We start from the raw sequence: 17,631 nt of genomic DNA on the forward strand, positions 1-17,631 counted from the left end.
AAAGAATCTGGAGAAGGCATCGGAGAGGTTTTTTAGGGATGATTGGAGCGCAATGCTGTCCACTTCTTTTAACCAGCCTAATGCTTGTTTCAACTGTGGTAGTTGTGCAGAACAAGCGTTATACGTCAGTCCTTTCCCTGTTTCTTGGTATGTATCGTTCCATTTTGCTAAAAAATGATTGAAGACAAAACGAGAACAGCCGATGGTTTTCGCAATTTGTCTTTCCTGTTCTGTTGTTGGATAGATACGGAATTTGTAGGCTTTTTGGACGAGCATTGCTTTCACCTCTTTCTGCATCACGATACATCTATGATACCATATTTTGCTTGGTGGACAGGTCATTTCAGGAAAAAAAGAAAGCATGCAAGCACTTGAATCGTCGAACAATCGAGATGGCAAGGGAGCCAGCTCTTGTCCGAAGGCAATTCATCTCCCACCTACTCCTTTTCAATCCTTGAGGTGGGAGTCTTCTCGCCTATTGCTGATAAAAAAATCCGTAGAGAATTAGCTTCTCTACGGATTTGACTTCATAAATTTGCTGAATTTGTTTTCTAACCGTTCTTGAAAAACCGATATTAGGATACAAACCGGCCAATAAATGAGTGCGACCAACACATACATGGTCAGTGAATCGAAGGAACGACCACCGGCAATTTGCGCCTTTTGGAAAAGCTCGGGCACGGTGATAACTGCCGCTAAAGATGTTGCCTTAACTAAATCTAAAAAGACATTTGTTAATGGTGGTAACGCAATTCGTGTGCTTTGAGGCAAGATAATTTTCATTAGTGATTGCCAATAGCCAAAACCTAATGCCTTAGCAGATTCCCATTGTCCTTTGGGCACACTATTAATAGAAGACCTAATAACTTCTGCAATGTAGGCGGCACTGTTCAGACCAAAACCTAAAATTGCTGCCATGATTGCGGGCATTTTTATGTTTATCATTGGTAAACCATAATATAAAATAAATAAAAAAACTAAAATTGGTGTCCCCCGCATGAACGATATATACACTCTGGCGGGAAAACGTAAAAGTACCAAATCTGAGCTTCGTCCCAAAGATACAAATAATCCTAACACAAGCCCTAATCCCATACTCGCAAACGATACAATCAATGTCATCGGTAAACCACTTAAAATCAGTGGTAAATTCTCTATCGCTAATTTCACATCAAAAAAATCACTCATGATATCACACCTTATAGATCAAGACCCTCTATTTCTTCAATCTCGCCCTCTGGTTTTTGTGAAGCATCTTCTTGATAAAACTCTATCGCCAATTCACTTAACGTTCCGTCTTCTCTCATTTCTACTAATGTTTCATTAATTTTTTGCTGCAATGTTTCTGCTTCTAAATCCATTACTACAGCTTGCTCTGTTGGATGGAACTTTAAATCCGGATGTAAGTGAATATCAAATTCAGGAAAGCCACCTACACCAAATTTAGATAAATAATAATCATTGACTATCACGTCTGTATTGCCATTATTCACATCGCGTAAATACGCTTCATTTGGTGCATTTCCATAAGTAACCACTTCTGCTCCAAAATGTTCAGCGATCTGACTGTAAATCGTTGTCGCTCCACCACCTGCACGTTTACCTTCTAAGTCTTCCAAGCTCTCTATTCCTGAATTATCTTCTTCTCGTACTACCATAGTCGAATAAGAATATTTATATGGTTCTGAAAAAGCAAACTGTTTTTTTCGATTATCTGTTGCTTCAATATCATTAACAGCTACATCAATTCTACCACTTTCTACCGCTGGTAACATGCTGTCAATTCCCATAATTTCAAAGCTAACCTCCAAGTCAAGACGTTCTGCTATTTCTCTCATAACCTCGACATCATAACCTGTCAAGTTATCATTTTCGTCATAGGTAGAAGCAGCAATTAAAGTACCTGATGTGCCTGCTACAATCTCACCTTTCTCTTGAATCGCTTCCCATTTTTCGGATTTACGTTCATCCGAAGTTGTCTGATGCTCATCACCTTCTCCACACGCTACAAACAAACTAGTTAAAACGAGTAAACTGAATAACAGTAATAAATTCCTCATCGTGAAACACAACCCCTTTTTTGTTGTTATATTATTTTTCACTATTAAAAGATAACAGTTTATTTTTATTATTTCAATATTTTTGCTATCTGTTTCATATATTTTTATCATTCTGTTATATTCCATTTTTTTCATGGACTATCATCTGTGAAACAAATAGGACTGTCTCACTGTCAATTAACGTGAAACAGTCCCATTTTTCAACAATGGATATTTAATTTTGATTTATCTGTTCCTTGCCCTCTTTTCAATTTGGGCGTTGATTTCGCCTCCAACGATGATAATCATTCCTGAGAGGTAGAACCAGATCATCAGAATAATAACTCCCCCAAGGCTACCATATGTAGCTGAATAGTTGCCCATCGATGTTACGTAATAAGAAAATGCAAGCGATGTCAGTTGCCAACAAATAGTAGCAAATATGGCACCGATGTAGACATGTTTAAAATAGACACGCTTACTAGGCGCCATTCGATATAACATCGTTAAAACTATAAAGAAGATAATGGAGGAAATGATCCATCTTAAGGTGTTCCACATATCCAGGAAACCTTCGGATAATCCGAAAAATGAAAAGAGATACACTCCGATCATTTTTCCGAAAATCGGTAATAAAAAGGCGACAACTATGACAAGTAACATCGCAATTGTTAAGATAATCGATATCCCTCTCATTACTATAAAAGAACGTTCTTCCTCAATATTATAAGCCTTATTAAACGAGCGCACTAATGCGTTAATCCCATTTGAAGCAGACCAAAGCGTACCAATTATCCCAATTGATAATAAGCCACCATTACGGTTGTTCATGATTTGTCCGAGATTATCATTTAACATGGTTACAATTTCCTCTGGTGCATACGTGGCAACAAAATTCATGACATTAATTTCATCAAATGGTAAGTAACCAACTAATGTTATCAAGAAAATCATAAAAGGAAATAACGATAACAGAAAAAAATAAGACAATTGCGCCGCTAAGCCCGGTACATCGTCTCTCGTTATTCGCTCTATCAATTGCTTGATAAAACGAACTAAACGATTATTTACAAATGGATTCTTAACCATTGTCATCTCGTTTGTCTATTTTTTCTGTCAATTCTTGTAATTGATGGAGCATATTTAATGAAGAGGTTAGTCCTGTAGCAAACTGTTCGGACCATTTGGCATAATTTGAGTTTAATTGATGGATGGCATCCGCTGGATTTTTAGCATAATAAGTTGCCTTGTTGCCACAAACCTGTAGTTTCCTTGTCACATATGATCGTGTTTCGCGATCACTTAATGTAATAAGTCCTCCAACAATTGCTCCTGCAAGTATACCTTTAAGTAATCTTTCTTTTCCCATGACCTCTCAACCCTTCTGATCTTAGTTTTTCATCGCTCACTACTATGGAAGCCTCACTTGATGTCTAAATTATGTTTATTAGAAATGTAGGCAAATAATTGCTCACAGCCTTCTTTCACTAACTCATACGTGTAATCAAAGTTCTTTGTAAAATATGGATCAGGTACATTTTGTTCTTTGGGCTGATCGACAAAGCCCATCAATTTTTTCACAGTCACACCAGATGCTTGATACGAAAATTGTGATAAATCATCCATGTTTTGCTGATCCATTGCAATGACATAATCAAAGTCTTCTATATCATTTGCTTGCATTTGTCTCGCTTTTTGTCCATGATACGAAATATTTAATTCATCTAGTTTTGCTCTTGTTCCTTGATGTGGAGGATTACCTATATGCCAATCACCTAACCCTGCTGAATCAATTACAAACTGATCCTCTACTCCCTTTTCCTTGACGATATGACGAAATACCGCTTCGGCCATCGGAGATCTACAAATATTTCCTAAACAAATAAACAATACTTTAATCATATAATACCACCTCAACTATATCTTAATCCTGTTTTCTTCAAGAAATCCTATGAAAATGCTAATAATTTCTCTTCAATTAAATCCGCCTCAAGCGGTTTACTATAAAAATACCCTTGATAATAATCACATTTCTGATTTCTAATAAATGAAAGGATTTGTTCGCCTTCCACACCTTCTGCTACTACTTTCAAACCAAACGTATGCCCCAATTGAATCATTGCTTTTATAATTTCCGCACTTCCGGATTCTTCAAACAATTCCTTTATAAAAGATTGATCTATTTTCAAGTAATTAATCGGAAACTTTTGCAAATATCCCATCGAAGAGTACCCTGTCCCAAAGTCATCGATCGATAAGGAGACACCCATAGAACGTAGCTCATTCATCATTTCAATACATTCTTCAGTATTTTGCATCACACTGTTTTCCGTAATCTCTATTTCTAAATAATTTGGATCCATGCCGGTTTCCTTAATAATTTGTTTGACTCTCGACAGAAAATCTGGGTGCTGTAATTCAACTGCAGAAATATTGACGGCAACCATTACTGGATTCGCCCCGCTCTCTTGCCATCTTACAAATTGCTTACACGCTTCACGTAACACCCATTCCCCAATTTGATCGATCATCCCAATTTCTTCAGCAATCGGGATGAAAAGGGATGGCGGTATTTTGCCTTTCTTCCCATGTTCCCAGCGAATCAATGCTTCTACTCCAACAATCTCATTAGTATGTACATCCACTTTAGGCTGATAGGATAGCGTAAATTCATTAAATTTGAATGCTTTACGAATATCTGATTCTAATAATATTAATTCATTATATTGTTTACTCTTTTCATTCGTATATTCACTTATACGATTGCCACCTTGGACTTTACCATAATGAACAGCTACACTTGCTCGATTGATATAATCCTCTGTTTTGCAAGCTTTTTCGTTCATACAACATATCCCAATCGTTGCTGTCATATAAAAATCATGCTTAGATATAATAATTGGTTGTCTGACAACCTGTAAAATCTGCTCTGCAAATGCTTTTACATCCGCTACTTCTTGGTCAATAACGATAACAAACTCATCTCCACCCAAGCGATAGACTGAACACGTTTCCTGGACATTTTCCTTTAAACGGTCTGCTATTAAAGTGATTACCTGATCACCAGCAAATTGTCCTAACGTATCATTCACATTCTTTAACCGATCCAAATCACAAATCATGATTGCTTTCGGTTTTTCATGTTGATTATTATGTATCATTCTATCTAAATCATCAAGTAACTTTTGTCGATTAGGGAGCTTGGTAAGAATGTCGTGGGTTGCCATAAATTCTATCTGTTGTTCAGATTTTTCGAATGACGTAATGTCAATAGTAGTCCCTACTACCTCTATCACTTCGCCATCTTTTATAACTGGGGATAACATGGTGTATAAATAATGATTATGAAAATGGTGTCTATACGTGATTTCTTTCCCTGTAAATGCCTGGGTAAGCTTACTATTCTGTAACGATAAAAATTCCGGGTTGAATTCCTGATCAGTAGACGGCATTATATCAGGCAATTCCAATTGCTCCTTCAACTTCCCTGATAGAAATGAACAATAGAATTGACCTTTCCGCCTCCTAATTACAAACATAAGGTTCATGTTATGATGTAATATTCTTAATAAATCGTTAGTACTTGAATATAGATTATTTTCGCGTGGCATAATAGTCACCTTTATTTTTTATTTTCTTCTAGTATACGTGAAAAGGTTACATGAAAAAAGTCCTACATCCTAACTTTTCTACATTTTTCCTTAAAATAACCGATTAATTTTACTGCTATATCTTTTGTATGCGGAAGATTGTTTCATATTTCTTTTGTCTAGGAGTATTTGAAATTGTAATTCTTTTTCAGATATTCGTTTCTCGAGACGTTGTTTGTCCTGATCATCTGTACAATATTTCAGCAAATCTCGTAATGACGCTATCTCTTTGTTTAATTGTACTTCTTCAGGCAAATATCCGCTATTCTTCATGATACGATAACTCATTCGTAGTTCTGCTGGGACATGTTCTAGCGGGTCTTTCTTTAGTGGTTTACCCTTTCCTTCTACCTGATCAAACTCGCCATCTTTCATTGCTTGTTTAATTCGTTCTTCTGCAAGTTGTGAAAATACGTCCATCTTGTATCATCCTAACTTTTCGATTCGTTTCGTTAAACTTCTTTTGACATTGGCTGCTAAAGCATCTAATTGAAGGTATCGTTCCATTCTTTCTTTGTTTTTTCGATCATGAAATAAACAATCAAATATGTCCACTGGTGTTACCTTTTGCGGATCTTCTTTCACTTTGATTAATCGGTCTGTAGGCTTTACTACCCCTTCTTTGAGCACACGGAAATAATAACCGCTATAACCTGTTTTCGTTACGACAGCTGGCATATCCGGAATACCGTGTACTTTGGCTATTTTATAACACGGCTGTCTTGGCTGTGACACTTGAATTTCTGCTTCCCCAAGCTGAAAAATGTCTCCAATATATAAATCCTGTTCTGTTAAACCATTAATTGTTATATTCTCACCAAAGGCCGGATATGAAAAACTTCGCTGATACTTTTCTTCCCAATACTGATAATGACTGCTCGGATACATTAATAACGCTTTTTCTTCTCCACCATGGTTTTTAAGGTCCGCTTGTCCATCATCCTCAAATCCTATTACTGTTAAATAGTTGGGGTGATGTGTAGGTGTTTTTTTAAAGCCTGTTTTAATCTCCTGTCCGTCCAAATGATGTACTGTAGGTTTTCCTACGTTTAAGGATGCAATTACATATGACACGTCCAAAACTCCCTTTTCAACATACTTATTATCATTATACTAAAAATTTCTAGAAAGAATTAATAATAAACTCTTTTCAATGAATTTTACAGATGATAAAATGGCACGTGCAATATTAATGGTAAGGGGTGTTGAGCGATGCATGTAGGAAGCAAAGGCTGGTACGTAGAAAAATTGAAGGAAAAAGGTGTGCGCTATATTGAAGGTAGAAAAATTGAAAAATATAAAGCACATATCCTTGCTAATTTATTAGATGAAAAAGAAAATAATTAATATATTAACAGGTCGAGCGATCGACCTGTTTTTTGTTGTGTTGCCCTCAAAGACGATGAGTCTTACAAAAGTGAACGCGGACATTTGTTCCGTTATTTGTGAGAAAAGTGCTCTTTTCAGGACGCAATCGGACATCCATTCCGCTATTCATGGATAATAGTACTAATTCAAGCCAAATTGAAGCAAATAAAGGATTCAATGTCCGCTCACATAAAAAAATGAGTGTTATTCCTTCGAATAACGCACCAAATGTCCGCTCAATAAACGTAAGCAGCAAGACAGCTTTTCCCTTGTAACGAAATTGTTAAAATCCTCCATGTCATCTACGGTCATAATTCCTTACGAAAAACAGAATAACTATAGAAAGAGATTATACTTAATTGGAGGTAACATCATGTTTTCAAATACAGAAATTGGAATAGATTTAGGAACAGCAAATATCCTTATATATACAAAAAATAAAGGCATCATCTTAAATGAACCATCCGTCGTTGCGGTCGACACCAGAACAAATCAAGTAGTAGCAGTCGGGAATGAAGCCAAAAACATGATCGGGAAAACACCGAGAAACATTGTCCCTATCCGTCCATTAAAAGACGGAGTCATCGCTGATTTTGATATGACAACGCAAATGCTTAAGGCTTTCTTGAAGAAAGTCAGTAAGAAGGCTGGTGTATCTACACGTAAACCGAGCGTTGTTGTGTGTACACCATCAGGAAGTACCGCTGTGGAACGAAGAGCAATTGATAATGCAGTCAAAAGCTTTGGTGCTAAAGAAGTACATCTTATTGAAGAACCGGTAGCAGCTGCAATTGGTGCAGATTTACCAGTAGCAGAGCCACAAGCTAGTATGATTGTTGATATTGGTGGTGGAACGAGTGAAGTAGGTATTATTTCATTTGGTGGTGTTGTTGCTAGTAGATCTGTTCGTGTAGGCGGTGACCATATGGATGAAGAAATTATCCAATATATTAAGCGTCAGCACAATGTTCTAATCGGGGAAAGTACGGCTGAAAAAGTAAAAATGGAAATTGGTTATGCACACAATGACCATCCTGAAGAAGAAATGGATGTCAGAGGCCGGGATCTCGTAACAGGTTTACCAAAAGTGATTACATTACGTTCCTCTGAAGTTCACGATGCGTTTAAAGAAGTATTAGAATCGATTTTACATGCGATTACGGAAACACTTGAAAGCTGCCCACCGGAATTAAGTGGTGATATTGTTGACCAAGGTATTACAATTACTGGTGGTGGTGCATTATTAAAAGGTATGCAGCAATGGCTATCTAACGAAATCAATGATGTACCTGTACATCTTGCAGATAATCCATTGGAATCTGTGGCAGTTGGTACAGGTCGTTCCTTACAAATGATTCAGAAATTGCAAAAAGCAGTTAAATAGTCTGGTATAATGAGGAAAAACGAAAGGAGTTTTTCCATGCAGACACCTTTTTCCTTACCTAAAGAGAAACGGGATGAAATGATCATTGCGATTCAGGATTATTTTGCCGCTGAACGACAGGAAGAGTTAGGCAATTTAGAGGCCGAATTTCTACTTGATTTTTTCATGGTAGAGTTGGCACCTTTCTTTTATAACCAAGGAGTGAAAGACGCACATCAGTTTTTAAGTGAGAAATTAGAAGATGTGTTTGAGATTGAGAAAGTCGAAAAGTAGTTAGCTTCTGTTCACGAGAATAATATCCCGTGAACAGACTTACTTTTCAATATCTACATAGAATGTTTCTGGCCCAGTTGGTCGATGACTACCTCCCGGTGGTTCGACACTTCCTTTCATAAAACGGAAATCAGATAAATCTTCTACTCGATATAACACCCGGGCTGATCCATTTTCAACCATAATGAGATCACCATTTATGTTTCCATTCTTATCGATTATCCAAATCTGATAATCATTATTATAAATATTAGTTAACCCTTCCATCTCCAATAATATTTCTTGTGTTTGTGGGTTAATCCAGACCATCCCTTCCATTTCAGCAAAATCTTCATAAGGCTTAATCGGTTGACTGTCGACGACCGGGTTATTCATAAACACTTGATCACTCATGATATCTTGATTTTGATATACTTCATAATCAGGTTCCGCTGTCTGCTGCTCTTTCAAAATGTCTGTCAAATTAAAGCACAGAATCACTACAACCATTACACCAGCTAATCCGAACAAAGGTGTTTTCCATTTGACCAGATGTTGCTTAGGAGATCGCTCTGAAAGTAGTGATTGATCAATTTTTTCTTTTAGCTCAGCTGAAGGCTGAAGATCTTCATCCATTGCTAATGTTTCTTGCCAAAAAGCTAATGTTTGTTGACACTTCACACAATCATCTACATGACGTTGAATGTCTTGAGCTTCTGATTCTGATAGCTGACCTTCTAGATAATCAACTAACTTTTCTTCTGATATATGTTTATCCTTCACCATTACTTGTCACCTCCACCAGAACCGATCCAACGCAATAATGATTTTTGTTTTTTTAAATTTTGTAAACCATAACGAATCGATGATTTCACTGAACCTAGTGGACGATTAGTTTTTAAGGCAATCTCTTTTTGAGTGAATTGGTCATAATACATATGGTAAATAGCCTGCTGCTGTGGTAATGGAAGCTTAAGAAGTGCTGCCCGCAGTAGATCTTTCTCCATTTTCTCTATTACAAATTGATCTGCTGCCGGACTGGCATTGATAATGATATCTTCCAGCTTATCGGCTAACATCTCTGGTTTTTTCCGTAACCTGTCGATCGATCTCGATCTAGTTTTCACCGCAACCCAGGCTTTAATACTGCCTCTGGATGCTTGATATTGATCACACTTTTGATAAATTTCAATAAATACTTCCTGAGTAATATCTTCTGCTTCTGGGCGATTCGCTAACACTTTATAGGCAATTTGAAAAATATATTGATGATATCGTTGATAGAATTCGTCGAACGCTTCTTTATTACCTGCACTCATTTGTTCCAACAACAAATAATCATCCACTTACACCGCCCCCTTCCCTTTTTAATTTCTATTTTACAAATTTTTTTGAAAATGACAAATCCAAAATCTTTTTTCCTCCGTATCACTTGATGAATAACCAATAAACATAAGGGGGAATTCAAAATGCTTCGCAAAAAATTAGCGATCTCGTTAACTATTTTATTAGGCTTATCACTTTTTGCTCCACTTAGCAGTGTGTTTGCTGCTGGTGGTCTAACGTTGTACACACCTTACACAGGATTATCTGTTACACCTGGTGAAACATTAACGTATGATGTCACGGTTATTAATGACAATTCTTCGATTCAGAATGTGTCTTTTGACGTGAATGGTCTGCCGGAGGGATGGGATTCTGCAATCACAGCCGGTGGAAATGATATTAGTCAACTATCGATCCGTGGAAATAATGAGCAGGAAATTTCTCTAGAAGTGACGGTTCCGCTTGAAGTTGAAAAAGATGATTACTCATTCGAACTCGTTGCTGATGGGGAAGGTGATGCGTATGCAGAATTACCATTTGTCACAAAGGTTACAGAGGAAGGAACGTTTAATTCCGAGTTTAGTTCTGATCAACCGAATATGGAAGGACATGCAGATGCTACTTTCTCTTATTCTGCCACATTACGTAACCGAACAGCTGATGAACAGACTTATGCATTATCAGCAGGAGTAGGTGAAGGCTGGGGTGTTCAATTTCAAGCTGATGGTAACAATGTAACTTCTGTCACATTGGAACCGAACGGATCGAAGGATATTACAGTGGAAGTAACGCCACCAACTGATGTGAAAGCAGACACCTATGAAATACCAATCAGTGCCGCCAATAGTTCGACATCATCTGAACTGACACTGGAGGCGGTTATTACTGGTTCTTATGAAATAGCTGTATCGACACCTGATGGAAACTTAAGTGCAGATGTTACAGCTGGAAATGATCGAACCATTGATCTCGTGGTAGAGAATACCGGAACTGCAGCGTTAAATGATATTTCCATTTCTGCCTCCACTCCGCCAAATTGGGAATCTGAATTTGACGAGAGCTCCATTGCTACGTTAGAAGCGGGTGAATCGAAAACAGTGAAAGCTACGTTCACAGCACCAGATGATGCTATTGCCGGTGATTATGTCACTACCTTTACAGCGGAAACGTCTGAAGCATCTTCTGACGCGGATTTCCGAGTATCTGTGGAAACATCGACGTTATGGGGAATTATAAGTGTATTAATCATCTTAGCAGTAGTAGGTGGGCTATACTTTATTATTAGAAAATACGGGAGGAGATAATCAATGGTTGAACCGATTATTCAACTCGATCACATCTCCAAAAAATATGATCAACAATACGCCGTAAATGAGCTGACATTATCGATTGAAAAAGGAGAAATCTTTGGTTTGTTGGGTCCTAACGGTGCAGGTAAATCTACTTCTATTCTAATGATGTTAGGATTAAGTGAGCCGACAAGTGGTAGAGTCCAAGTATGTGGCATGGACTCAACAACCAATCCACTCGCCGTTAAGAAAAGAGTTGGGTATTTACCAGATGATCTTGGTTTTTATGAACAAATGACAGGCTATGAGAATTTACTTTTCACTGCTAGTTTAAATGCTATTCCTCGTCCTATCGCAGAAGAGCGGGCAAGGGATTTATTAACAAAAGTCGGCCTGAAAGAATCAGGCGATAAAAAAGCCGGCAAATATTCACGTGGTATGCGTCAACGTTTAGGTTTGGCCGACGTTTTAATGAAGAACCCTGAAGTAATCATTCTAGATGAACCTACACTTGGAATTGACCCGGAAGGTGTTCGTGAATTACTTGCATTAATTAAACGGCTAAATCAAGAGGAAGGAATTACGGTACTTCTTTCCTCACACCAGCTCCATCAAGTACAACAAATTTGTGATCGTGTTGGTATTTTTGTACAAGGAAAGTTACTTGCAGAAGGTAATGTTGAAGGTTTAGCGAAACAATTATTTTTTGAAGATTCATTTGTCATCTATGCCAAGGCTAATCCGGTTGATAACAAATTAAACGAACAATTACAGGATTTAGCCGGAGTAAATCGAGTTGTGGAAACCGATGAACATTTAGAAATCTATGCCGAAACAGATATCTCTTCTGCAGTAGCAAGAACCGTTGTAGAAGCAGGCTCTGATTTATTTTACATCAGAAAGAAAAATTATGGTTTAGATGAAATCTATCACCGTTATTTTGAAGGGGGTGACGAAGGTGGTAAAGCTTCAAGCGCTTAAAAAGTGGATACCTGAGATAAACTTAGAAATGCGATCAAATAATAATGACAATCTCCAAGCATTTAAAGCACTTGTTCGCAAGGAATTCACAGACTATATGACAAGCTGGCGAATCATCATTATGTTAGCTTTAATTGTGCTAACTTGTGTTGGTTCCCTTTATACTGCGATTACTTCCATTCAGGATGCAATAGATGCCAATGAAGAAGCTAAAGAAATCGCCAAAAGTTCGTTTCTTTTCTTAAAATTATTTACGATTTCTGATGGTACTTTACCATCTTTTATTACCTTTGTTTCGTTTTTAGGCCCACTTCTAGGAATTGCGCTTGGCTTTGATGCTATTAATTCTGAACGTAACAAAGGGACATTGAGTCGGCTTATGGCACAACCAATCCCGCGCGACTATGTACTAAACGCAAAGTTTACGGCAGCCTTACTGTTAAATACGGTACTTTTTGTTGCATTAGGGTTTATGGTAATGGCACTCGGGATCTTGATTCTTGGTATCCCTCCGACCGGTGAAGAATTTTTGCGGATTCTTTGCTTTCTCGTTTTATGTATTGCCTATATCGCCTTTTGGCTAAATCTGGGGATTCTTTTTTCTGTACGCTTTAAACAACCCGCAACTTCTGCCTTAGCAGCGATTGCTGTCTGGATTTTCTTTAACATTTTTTATCAGATGATTGTGGAATTGTTGTCAAAATCGATTTTGAATCCCGAAAACATTACAAGTACAGTTGATGCTATTAGTAGACAGGGGGTTGTCCTTAATCTAATGAGACTATCTCCGAACTACCTATTCACGGAATCGACGACAACACTTTTGTCACCATCTGTACGAAGTTTAGGACCATTAACCGTTGAACAAACAACAGGAGCGATTGCTGGTCCATTGCCATTAAGTCAAAGCTTAATGTTAATTTGGCCACAATTAACAGGATTAATCGCAGCAACGTTAATCTGTTTTGCAATTTCCTATTTGTTATTTATGCGCCAAGAAATTCGATCAAAATAAAACAATGGACGGCCAAAGCCAGTGAGCGATCACACTCACTGGTTTTTTATCGGGCATTTTTTTGAAGATATCGGGCACTTTCCATGTTTTATCGGGCGCTTTTTTGAAGATATCGGGCACTTTTCGTGTTATATCGGGCACTTTTTTTATTTTATCGGGCACTTTCACTAGATTCTTCTACTTTTATCTTTAATAATAAAACTAAATCACCTTGTTCGATCATTCTGTTTACTGCCTCTTCATCTTGTAAATCCATCGGGTGGAACGCATTTCTATTGGTTTCTCTATATGCAGCAAGTAGTTTAGTTTCTCCTAGTTCTAACTCTACTTCGCCATCACCAAAGGCATAATCCCATGTAGTACCAGTCTTTTCTTCTCCCAATCTTATCGCTTGCTGTACGTTTGCTCCAGGTGAATAAAGATAAGCTATTGTATCTTCTGTTTCAGTATTTATCATTCCAAAACCAATATTACCTTCTTCCACTTTATTTGGACTGTCATAGTAGAATAATTCTATTAATGGTTTTTCGGCTGTTTCACCATCTTCATATTTTTCTACCCAAAGAGTTACACTTCTCTGATCCGCATCCGGTAAATAAAAATTAAAATCGAATATATTCCCTAAATTTAAATCAGTAAATGTCTTCTCATATTCCGAATCTGCATTCACCGAAATAGTAGGTACCTCAGATTGATCGTTAGCACAACTAGCACAAACTACAAACAAGATAATAAACATCATCATTTTTAAACATTTAATAGTAACCCCTCCCACCACAAAGACGTAATAATAAGAAGCATTATTTCTCTTAGTTATTCGATCTCAAATTCTGTTGCTAAAGTTATTTCCTCGCTTATTGGTTTTACTACTCGATATTTCCCGGGAGAAAGATCATATTTTAAATGATTAGTGGAAATGTTTTGGGTATATGATTCATTTGGTTTTACCATAATACCAATCGTTTGAAATTCTGTATCATCTTTAAACGGAATTTGATACCAGGAGCCGTTTATGTATCTTTCCAAATAATATATAAGACCGAAATTTAAATTAGAGGCACTATTGTTCGTTATCTCTAATGATATCTGATCCACCTTTTCAGAATAATTATTTTTATCTAGTTTTAATTCATAATTGCCTTGTTCAAGTATTTCACCATACTCAGACTTCGGTAACTCTTCTGTTAAATCCTTGTTACAACCAGCTAGTAAAATTAATACGAACGATAATATATAAACAAAACCTTGAAATTTTTTAACGTTCATCATAAACTCCTTTCGGATAAGCTCTTCCAGCTATTATAACATTATATTTACTACACCTTAATCATCGAGTGATTTGCACCTTACTAACTTCTTTTTTCACAATCACCAAAATATACAAAATAGCTAACCACTTTTGAGTTAAGTGATTAGCTATTTTCCGCTTACTAGTTTACTTGTTCAATATTCCATTGCTGATTAGCACCTTTATTATCACTCCACTGTACCACGTTCCCTCCATCTTCACTTGACTTTGCTTCTACTTCGAGTGTTTTCCCACTATTACGATTTATAAATCTTAAGTAGCCATCAGTATTTTGAATAATTGACCATTGTTGATTTATGCCATTTAAGTTCGACCACTGTACTATGTTTGCTCCGTTAGCAGTTGAGAAATCGTAGACGTCTATCGCCTTACCACTATTTTGATTTAGAATATTGTAATATCCATCACCTTTCCGGACAATTGACCAATTCTGGCACGAACAACCATTTGCAGTCCATTGTTGAATATTTGCTCCATCACTTGTACTTGCATTAGTGACTTCTAAAAGCTTTCCACTATTTCTATTTACTATTTGATAAGAAGAATTAGAATCAAAGGATACTGAATTAAATTTGTTATTTCCTGAAATCATATTGTTACTTCCAGCCTCATTGCTTACTAACGCGCCATCTGTATCTATATTATTGTTAGTGATTTCGTTATAATCAGATTCACCCGTAAGGCGAATTCCTGGATTGCTGTACCCTGAATAGGTTGACATCAAATTGTTTGAGATCGTATTATTACTTCCAGGAGCAAGGCGTATCATTGATTCAGGATTTAGTGACGTGTTATTTTGCACAATCGTATTATTAGTAAAGGTATTGTCATTAGCCTGAATTAAAATACCATGAATTCTTGAATCAATAACCGTGTTTCCATTTATTGTATTATTATTCGCACCTGTTAAAACAAAAATCCCCCTTGGATAACTTTGAATCACGTTATCTTCTACTATATTATATGCCCCACCATTAGGTATCCGAATCCCGCCATAGCTATCTTGCTGTTGTTGGGTATTGATTACCTGATTGTTTCTAACAGTTGTATAAGTAGCACGTGATAAATTAATTCCACTTCCACCCGTTGAATTCGTGATTACGTTGTTAGTGATTTCTACATTAGTAAATTCACCAACCGGATAGTTTTCATCTCCGGTTGCGATCGAGTGACCACTTGTTTGGTCAAACACACTATTCGTAATAACGGAATCTCGCATTCTTCTTAATATAGCACCATTTGTAGCATCTTTAATTTCAATACCGTCTAATCTTAAATTACTAACCTCTGCATCAATATTGATTCCACCTATTTGGCTTAATCCCTGCGAAGATCGATTCGCTCTATCAGCATCAAATGTTATATCTGAAACGGTTACATTTAAGTTAACGGAATTGGAATGTAAAATTGGATTGCCTACTACATAATTAGTACTGGTACCCATTTTTTTAATGATAGTTTGTCCTCTTCCATCACCAACCAAGTTAACTCCCTCATGGAAACGAAGTGCTTCATCTACATAATAGGTACCAGCGGGAATATAAACGGTTCCTTCTTCACCTTGGTCATAAAAATAGCGCATAGCGTCGTGAAGTGCTTCCGTTTGAGATGAATTCTCCCCTGCCGTTACACCAAAATCAGTTGCATTTACAGTTTCTGCATGGACACTAGAGTTAACAAATCCAATTGCAAAAATGCTTATTAACACAAAACAGCTTATCAGTTTATAAAATTTCAATTTTAAACGCTCCTTAATTAAGTTTTAAATATGCCGCAAAGTTATGGAAGTTAGCTTTAATCAGTTTCATTCAAAAAGTGGTTACAAACAATAAGTCAGTAGTAGTTTTTCAGAATTGTTTACAGCAGAATGGTTGAGGTAATGTTTAAGATTAGCAAAAAGGGATAAATTCTTATCATTTCACCTACTTTCTATCAAGTATTATTTAGAACTTAGCATATGTCATTTTCCCCATCAATAGGACATTTTTGCCAAAATAGTACATTATTGCATAACTTCAACTTATGGTATCTATTGGCGGTTTTAAAACGATATCAGCCACTTCCCCTTCCTTCTTCTATGAAAAAATGTTATGCTCCTTCTGTTGGAGGTGGAAACATGAAGGCTTATCTTCTTTTAATATTAGCAGCGATTTTTTATGCAGGTAATCTAATTGTCGGGAAGCCTGTTGCACAGGAAATACCTCCGATTACTTTGTCTTTATTCCGTTACCTTATTGCATTGGTAGTAATTTTTCCGTTTGGTTATCGGGAGTGGAAAAACAATAAAGATTTATGGAAAAAGGAATGGAAAGCGATTCTTGCTTTATCTGCTACAGGACTTGTATTATTTAATATTTTCGTATATTTAGCATTAAACTATACCACATCCATCAATGCTGGAATTGTCGAGGCAACCGCTCCTATTTTTACCTTAATTCTGACCTTTTTATTATTTAATGAACGTTTTTCACGAAAGCAATTAATTGGCGTCTTTATTTCTTTATTTGGGGTCTTCTTTGTGATTACCAAAGGTTCATTGGAAGTTATTATGAGTTTACAGTTTAATAGTGGGGATCTAATCATGATTCTAGCCATGATTACGTGGGCGTTTTATTCGATTTTTATCAAACAGCATACTTGGAAATTTCCTACTTATGGTGCATTACTTGTTATGACAGTGGTCGCTATTATCATGTTCATTCCATTAATGTCAATCGAAATCGGACAAATCCAAACAATTAACTGGTCTTGGGAGGTTATCTCTGGCCTGCTTTATTTGGGGATATTTCCTTCCCTTGTTGCACTGATTGCTTATAACAAAGGAATTGCAGCGATCGGACCATCGAGAGCATCAGTCTTTCTTAATCTCATCCCGGTCTTTACCATGATCGGTGCCGTAATCTTTTTAGGAGAGCAACTAACATGGATTCAAGTGATTGGAGCGTTATTCGTTATCTTTGGCGTCCTGATCACAAATCGAGTAAAAACAACAAATGAGCCGTCATGATAACGGCTCAT

At 36.8% G+C, this 17,631-nt stretch carries 21 protein-coding genes; 7 read left to right on the forward strand and 14 right to left on the reverse strand.

Annotated features, from left to right (window positions below):
* The 9 genes from GH715_RS10850 to GH715_RS10890 all read right to left on the reverse strand — a co-directional run.
* Positions 1 to 276 (reverse strand): helix-turn-helix domain-containing protein (locus GH715_RS10850; protein ID WP_163578607.1); only part of this gene is annotated, 276 nt, incomplete at its 3' end.
* A 237-nt stretch (positions 277 to 513) separates the two neighbouring features.
* On the reverse strand, positions 514 to 1,188 hold the full coding sequence (locus tag GH715_RS10855; protein ID WP_153835468.1) for an amino acid ABC transporter permease: 675 nt from the start codon (positions 1,186 to 1,188) through the stop codon (positions 514 to 516).
* An 11-nt stretch (positions 1,189 to 1,199) separates the two neighbouring features.
* Positions 1,200 to 2,060, reverse strand: coding sequence for a transporter substrate-binding domain-containing protein (locus tag GH715_RS10860; protein WP_153835469.1), 861 nt, complete (start codon positions 2,058 to 2,060; stop codon positions 1,200 to 1,202).
* Between the two features lie 225 nt (positions 2,061 to 2,285).
* Positions 2,286 to 3,128 carry a YihY/virulence factor BrkB family protein gene (locus GH715_RS10865; RefSeq protein WP_153835524.1) on the reverse strand — a complete coding sequence of 281 codons (843 nt, stop codon included), beginning with the start codon at positions 3,126 to 3,128 and terminating at the stop codon, positions 2,286 to 2,288.
* The gene (locus tag GH715_RS10870; RefSeq protein ID WP_153835470.1) at positions 3,121 to 3,408 is read right to left on the reverse strand and encodes a YtxH domain-containing protein; all 288 of its coding nucleotides are present in this window, start codon (positions 3,406 to 3,408) and stop codon (positions 3,121 to 3,123) included. Before GH715_RS10870 ends, GH715_RS10865 begins: the two co-directional genes overlap by 8 nt.
* A gap of 53 nt (positions 3,409 to 3,461) precedes the next feature.
* Positions 3,462 to 3,941 carry a low molecular weight protein-tyrosine-phosphatase gene (locus GH715_RS10875; protein ID WP_153835471.1) on the reverse strand — a complete coding sequence of 160 codons (480 nt, stop codon included), beginning with the start codon at positions 3,939 to 3,941 and terminating at the stop codon, positions 3,462 to 3,464.
* Positions 3,942 to 3,988: 47 nt separating this feature from the next.
* Positions 3,989 to 5,503, reverse strand: coding sequence for a putative bifunctional diguanylate cyclase/phosphodiesterase (locus GH715_RS10880; protein WP_228760299.1), 1,515 nt, complete (start codon positions 5,501 to 5,503; stop codon positions 3,989 to 3,991).
* 237 nt (positions 5,504 to 5,740) lie between these two features.
* A complete protein-coding gene (locus GH715_RS10885; RefSeq protein WP_153835473.1) occupies positions 5,741 to 6,109 on the reverse strand; it encodes a DnaJ family domain-containing protein in 369 nt (122 codons plus the stop codon).
* A gap of 6 nt (positions 6,110 to 6,115) precedes the next feature.
* Positions 6,116 to 6,763 (reverse strand): MOSC domain-containing protein, encoded by a 648-nt coding sequence (locus GH715_RS10890; protein ID WP_163578604.1) that lies wholly within the window; start codon positions 6,761 to 6,763, stop codon positions 6,116 to 6,118.
* A gap of 138 nt (positions 6,764 to 6,901) precedes the next feature.
* Between GH715_RS10890 and GH715_RS10895 the strand changes: the two genes are divergently transcribed.
* The 3 genes from GH715_RS10895 to GH715_RS10905 all read left to right on the forward strand — a co-directional run bounded on the left by GH715_RS10895 (position 6,902) and on the right by GH715_RS10905 (position 8,714).
* The gene (locus GH715_RS10895) at positions 6,902 to 7,036 is read left to right on the forward strand and encodes a YflJ family protein (RefSeq protein WP_018932538.1); all 135 of its coding nucleotides are present in this window, start codon (positions 6,902 to 6,904) and stop codon (positions 7,034 to 7,036) included.
* A gap of 394 nt (positions 7,037 to 7,430) precedes the next feature.
* On the forward strand, positions 7,431 to 8,441 hold the full coding sequence (mreBH, locus tag GH715_RS10900; protein ID WP_153835475.1) for a rod-share determining protein MreBH: 1,011 nt from the start codon (positions 7,431 to 7,433) through the stop codon (positions 8,439 to 8,441).
* A gap of 36 nt (positions 8,442 to 8,477) precedes the next feature.
* Positions 8,478 to 8,714, forward strand: a complete 237-nt coding sequence (locus GH715_RS10905; RefSeq protein ID WP_153835476.1) for a DUF2164 domain-containing protein — start codon at positions 8,478 to 8,480, stop codon at positions 8,712 to 8,714.
* Between the two features lie 39 nt (positions 8,715 to 8,753).
* On the opposite strand, the gene GH715_RS10910 is transcribed toward GH715_RS10905, so the two are convergent.
* Both GH715_RS10910 and GH715_RS10915 read right to left on the reverse strand, forming a co-directional pair.
* On the reverse strand, positions 8,754 to 9,479 hold the full coding sequence (locus tag GH715_RS10910; RefSeq protein WP_153835477.1) for an anti-sigma factor: 726 nt from the start codon (positions 9,477 to 9,479) through the stop codon (positions 8,754 to 8,756).
* Positions 9,479 to 10,039, reverse strand: coding sequence for an RNA polymerase sigma factor (locus tag GH715_RS10915; RefSeq protein WP_153835478.1), 561 nt, complete (start codon positions 10,037 to 10,039; stop codon positions 9,479 to 9,481). Before GH715_RS10915 ends, GH715_RS10910 begins: the two co-directional genes overlap by 1 nt.
* A gap of 123 nt (positions 10,040 to 10,162) precedes the next feature.
* On the opposite strand from GH715_RS10915, the gene GH715_RS10920 reads away from it, so the two are divergent.
* From GH715_RS10920 to GH715_RS10930, 3 genes are read left to right on the forward strand one after another with little or no spacing between them, the layout of a single operon-like run.
* Positions 10,163 to 11,323, forward strand: coding sequence for a COG1470 family protein (locus GH715_RS10920; protein ID WP_153835479.1), 1,161 nt, complete (start codon positions 10,163 to 10,165; stop codon positions 11,321 to 11,323).
* Positions 11,324 to 11,326: 3 nt separating this feature from the next.
* Positions 11,327 to 12,289: an ABC transporter ATP-binding protein gene (locus GH715_RS10925; RefSeq protein ID WP_153835480.1), complete on the forward strand. Its 963-nt coding sequence runs from the start codon at positions 11,327 to 11,329 to the stop codon at positions 12,287 to 12,289.
* A gap of 28 nt (positions 12,290 to 12,317) precedes the next feature.
* Positions 12,318 to 13,304, forward strand: coding sequence for an ABC transporter permease (locus tag GH715_RS10930; RefSeq protein ID WP_153835525.1), 987 nt, complete (start codon positions 12,318 to 12,320; stop codon positions 13,302 to 13,304).
* Positions 13,305 to 13,455: 151 nt separating this feature from the next.
* On the opposite strand, the gene GH715_RS10935 is transcribed toward GH715_RS10930, so the two are convergent.
* From GH715_RS10935 to GH715_RS10945, 3 genes are all read right to left on the reverse strand, one after another.
* Positions 13,456 to 14,049 (reverse strand): hypothetical protein, encoded by a 594-nt coding sequence (locus GH715_RS10935; protein WP_194928271.1) that lies wholly within the window; start codon positions 14,047 to 14,049, stop codon positions 13,456 to 13,458.
* Positions 14,050 to 14,117: 68 nt separating this feature from the next.
* The gene (locus GH715_RS10940; RefSeq protein WP_153835482.1) at positions 14,118 to 14,570 is read right to left on the reverse strand and encodes an immunoglobulin-like domain-containing protein; all 453 of its coding nucleotides are present in this window, start codon (positions 14,568 to 14,570) and stop codon (positions 14,118 to 14,120) included.
* A 164-nt stretch (positions 14,571 to 14,734) separates the two neighbouring features.
* Positions 14,735 to 16,351 carry an RICIN domain-containing protein gene (locus GH715_RS10945; protein ID WP_153835483.1) on the reverse strand — a complete coding sequence of 539 codons (1,617 nt, stop codon included), beginning with the start codon at positions 16,349 to 16,351 and terminating at the stop codon, positions 14,735 to 14,737.
* 378 nt (positions 16,352 to 16,729) lie between these two features.
* Between GH715_RS10945 and GH715_RS10950 the strand changes: the two genes are divergently transcribed.
* Positions 16,730 to 17,620 carry a DMT family transporter gene (locus GH715_RS10950; RefSeq protein WP_153835484.1) on the forward strand — a complete coding sequence of 297 codons (891 nt, stop codon included), beginning with the start codon at positions 16,730 to 16,732 and terminating at the stop codon, positions 17,618 to 17,620.
* Positions 17,621 to 17,631 lie beyond the last annotated feature (11 nt).

The organism is Gracilibacillus thailandensis (assembly GCF_010994055.1).
Taxonomy (GTDB): Bacteria; Bacillota; Bacilli; order Bacillales; family Amphibacillaceae; genus Gracilibacillus; species Gracilibacillus lacisalsi.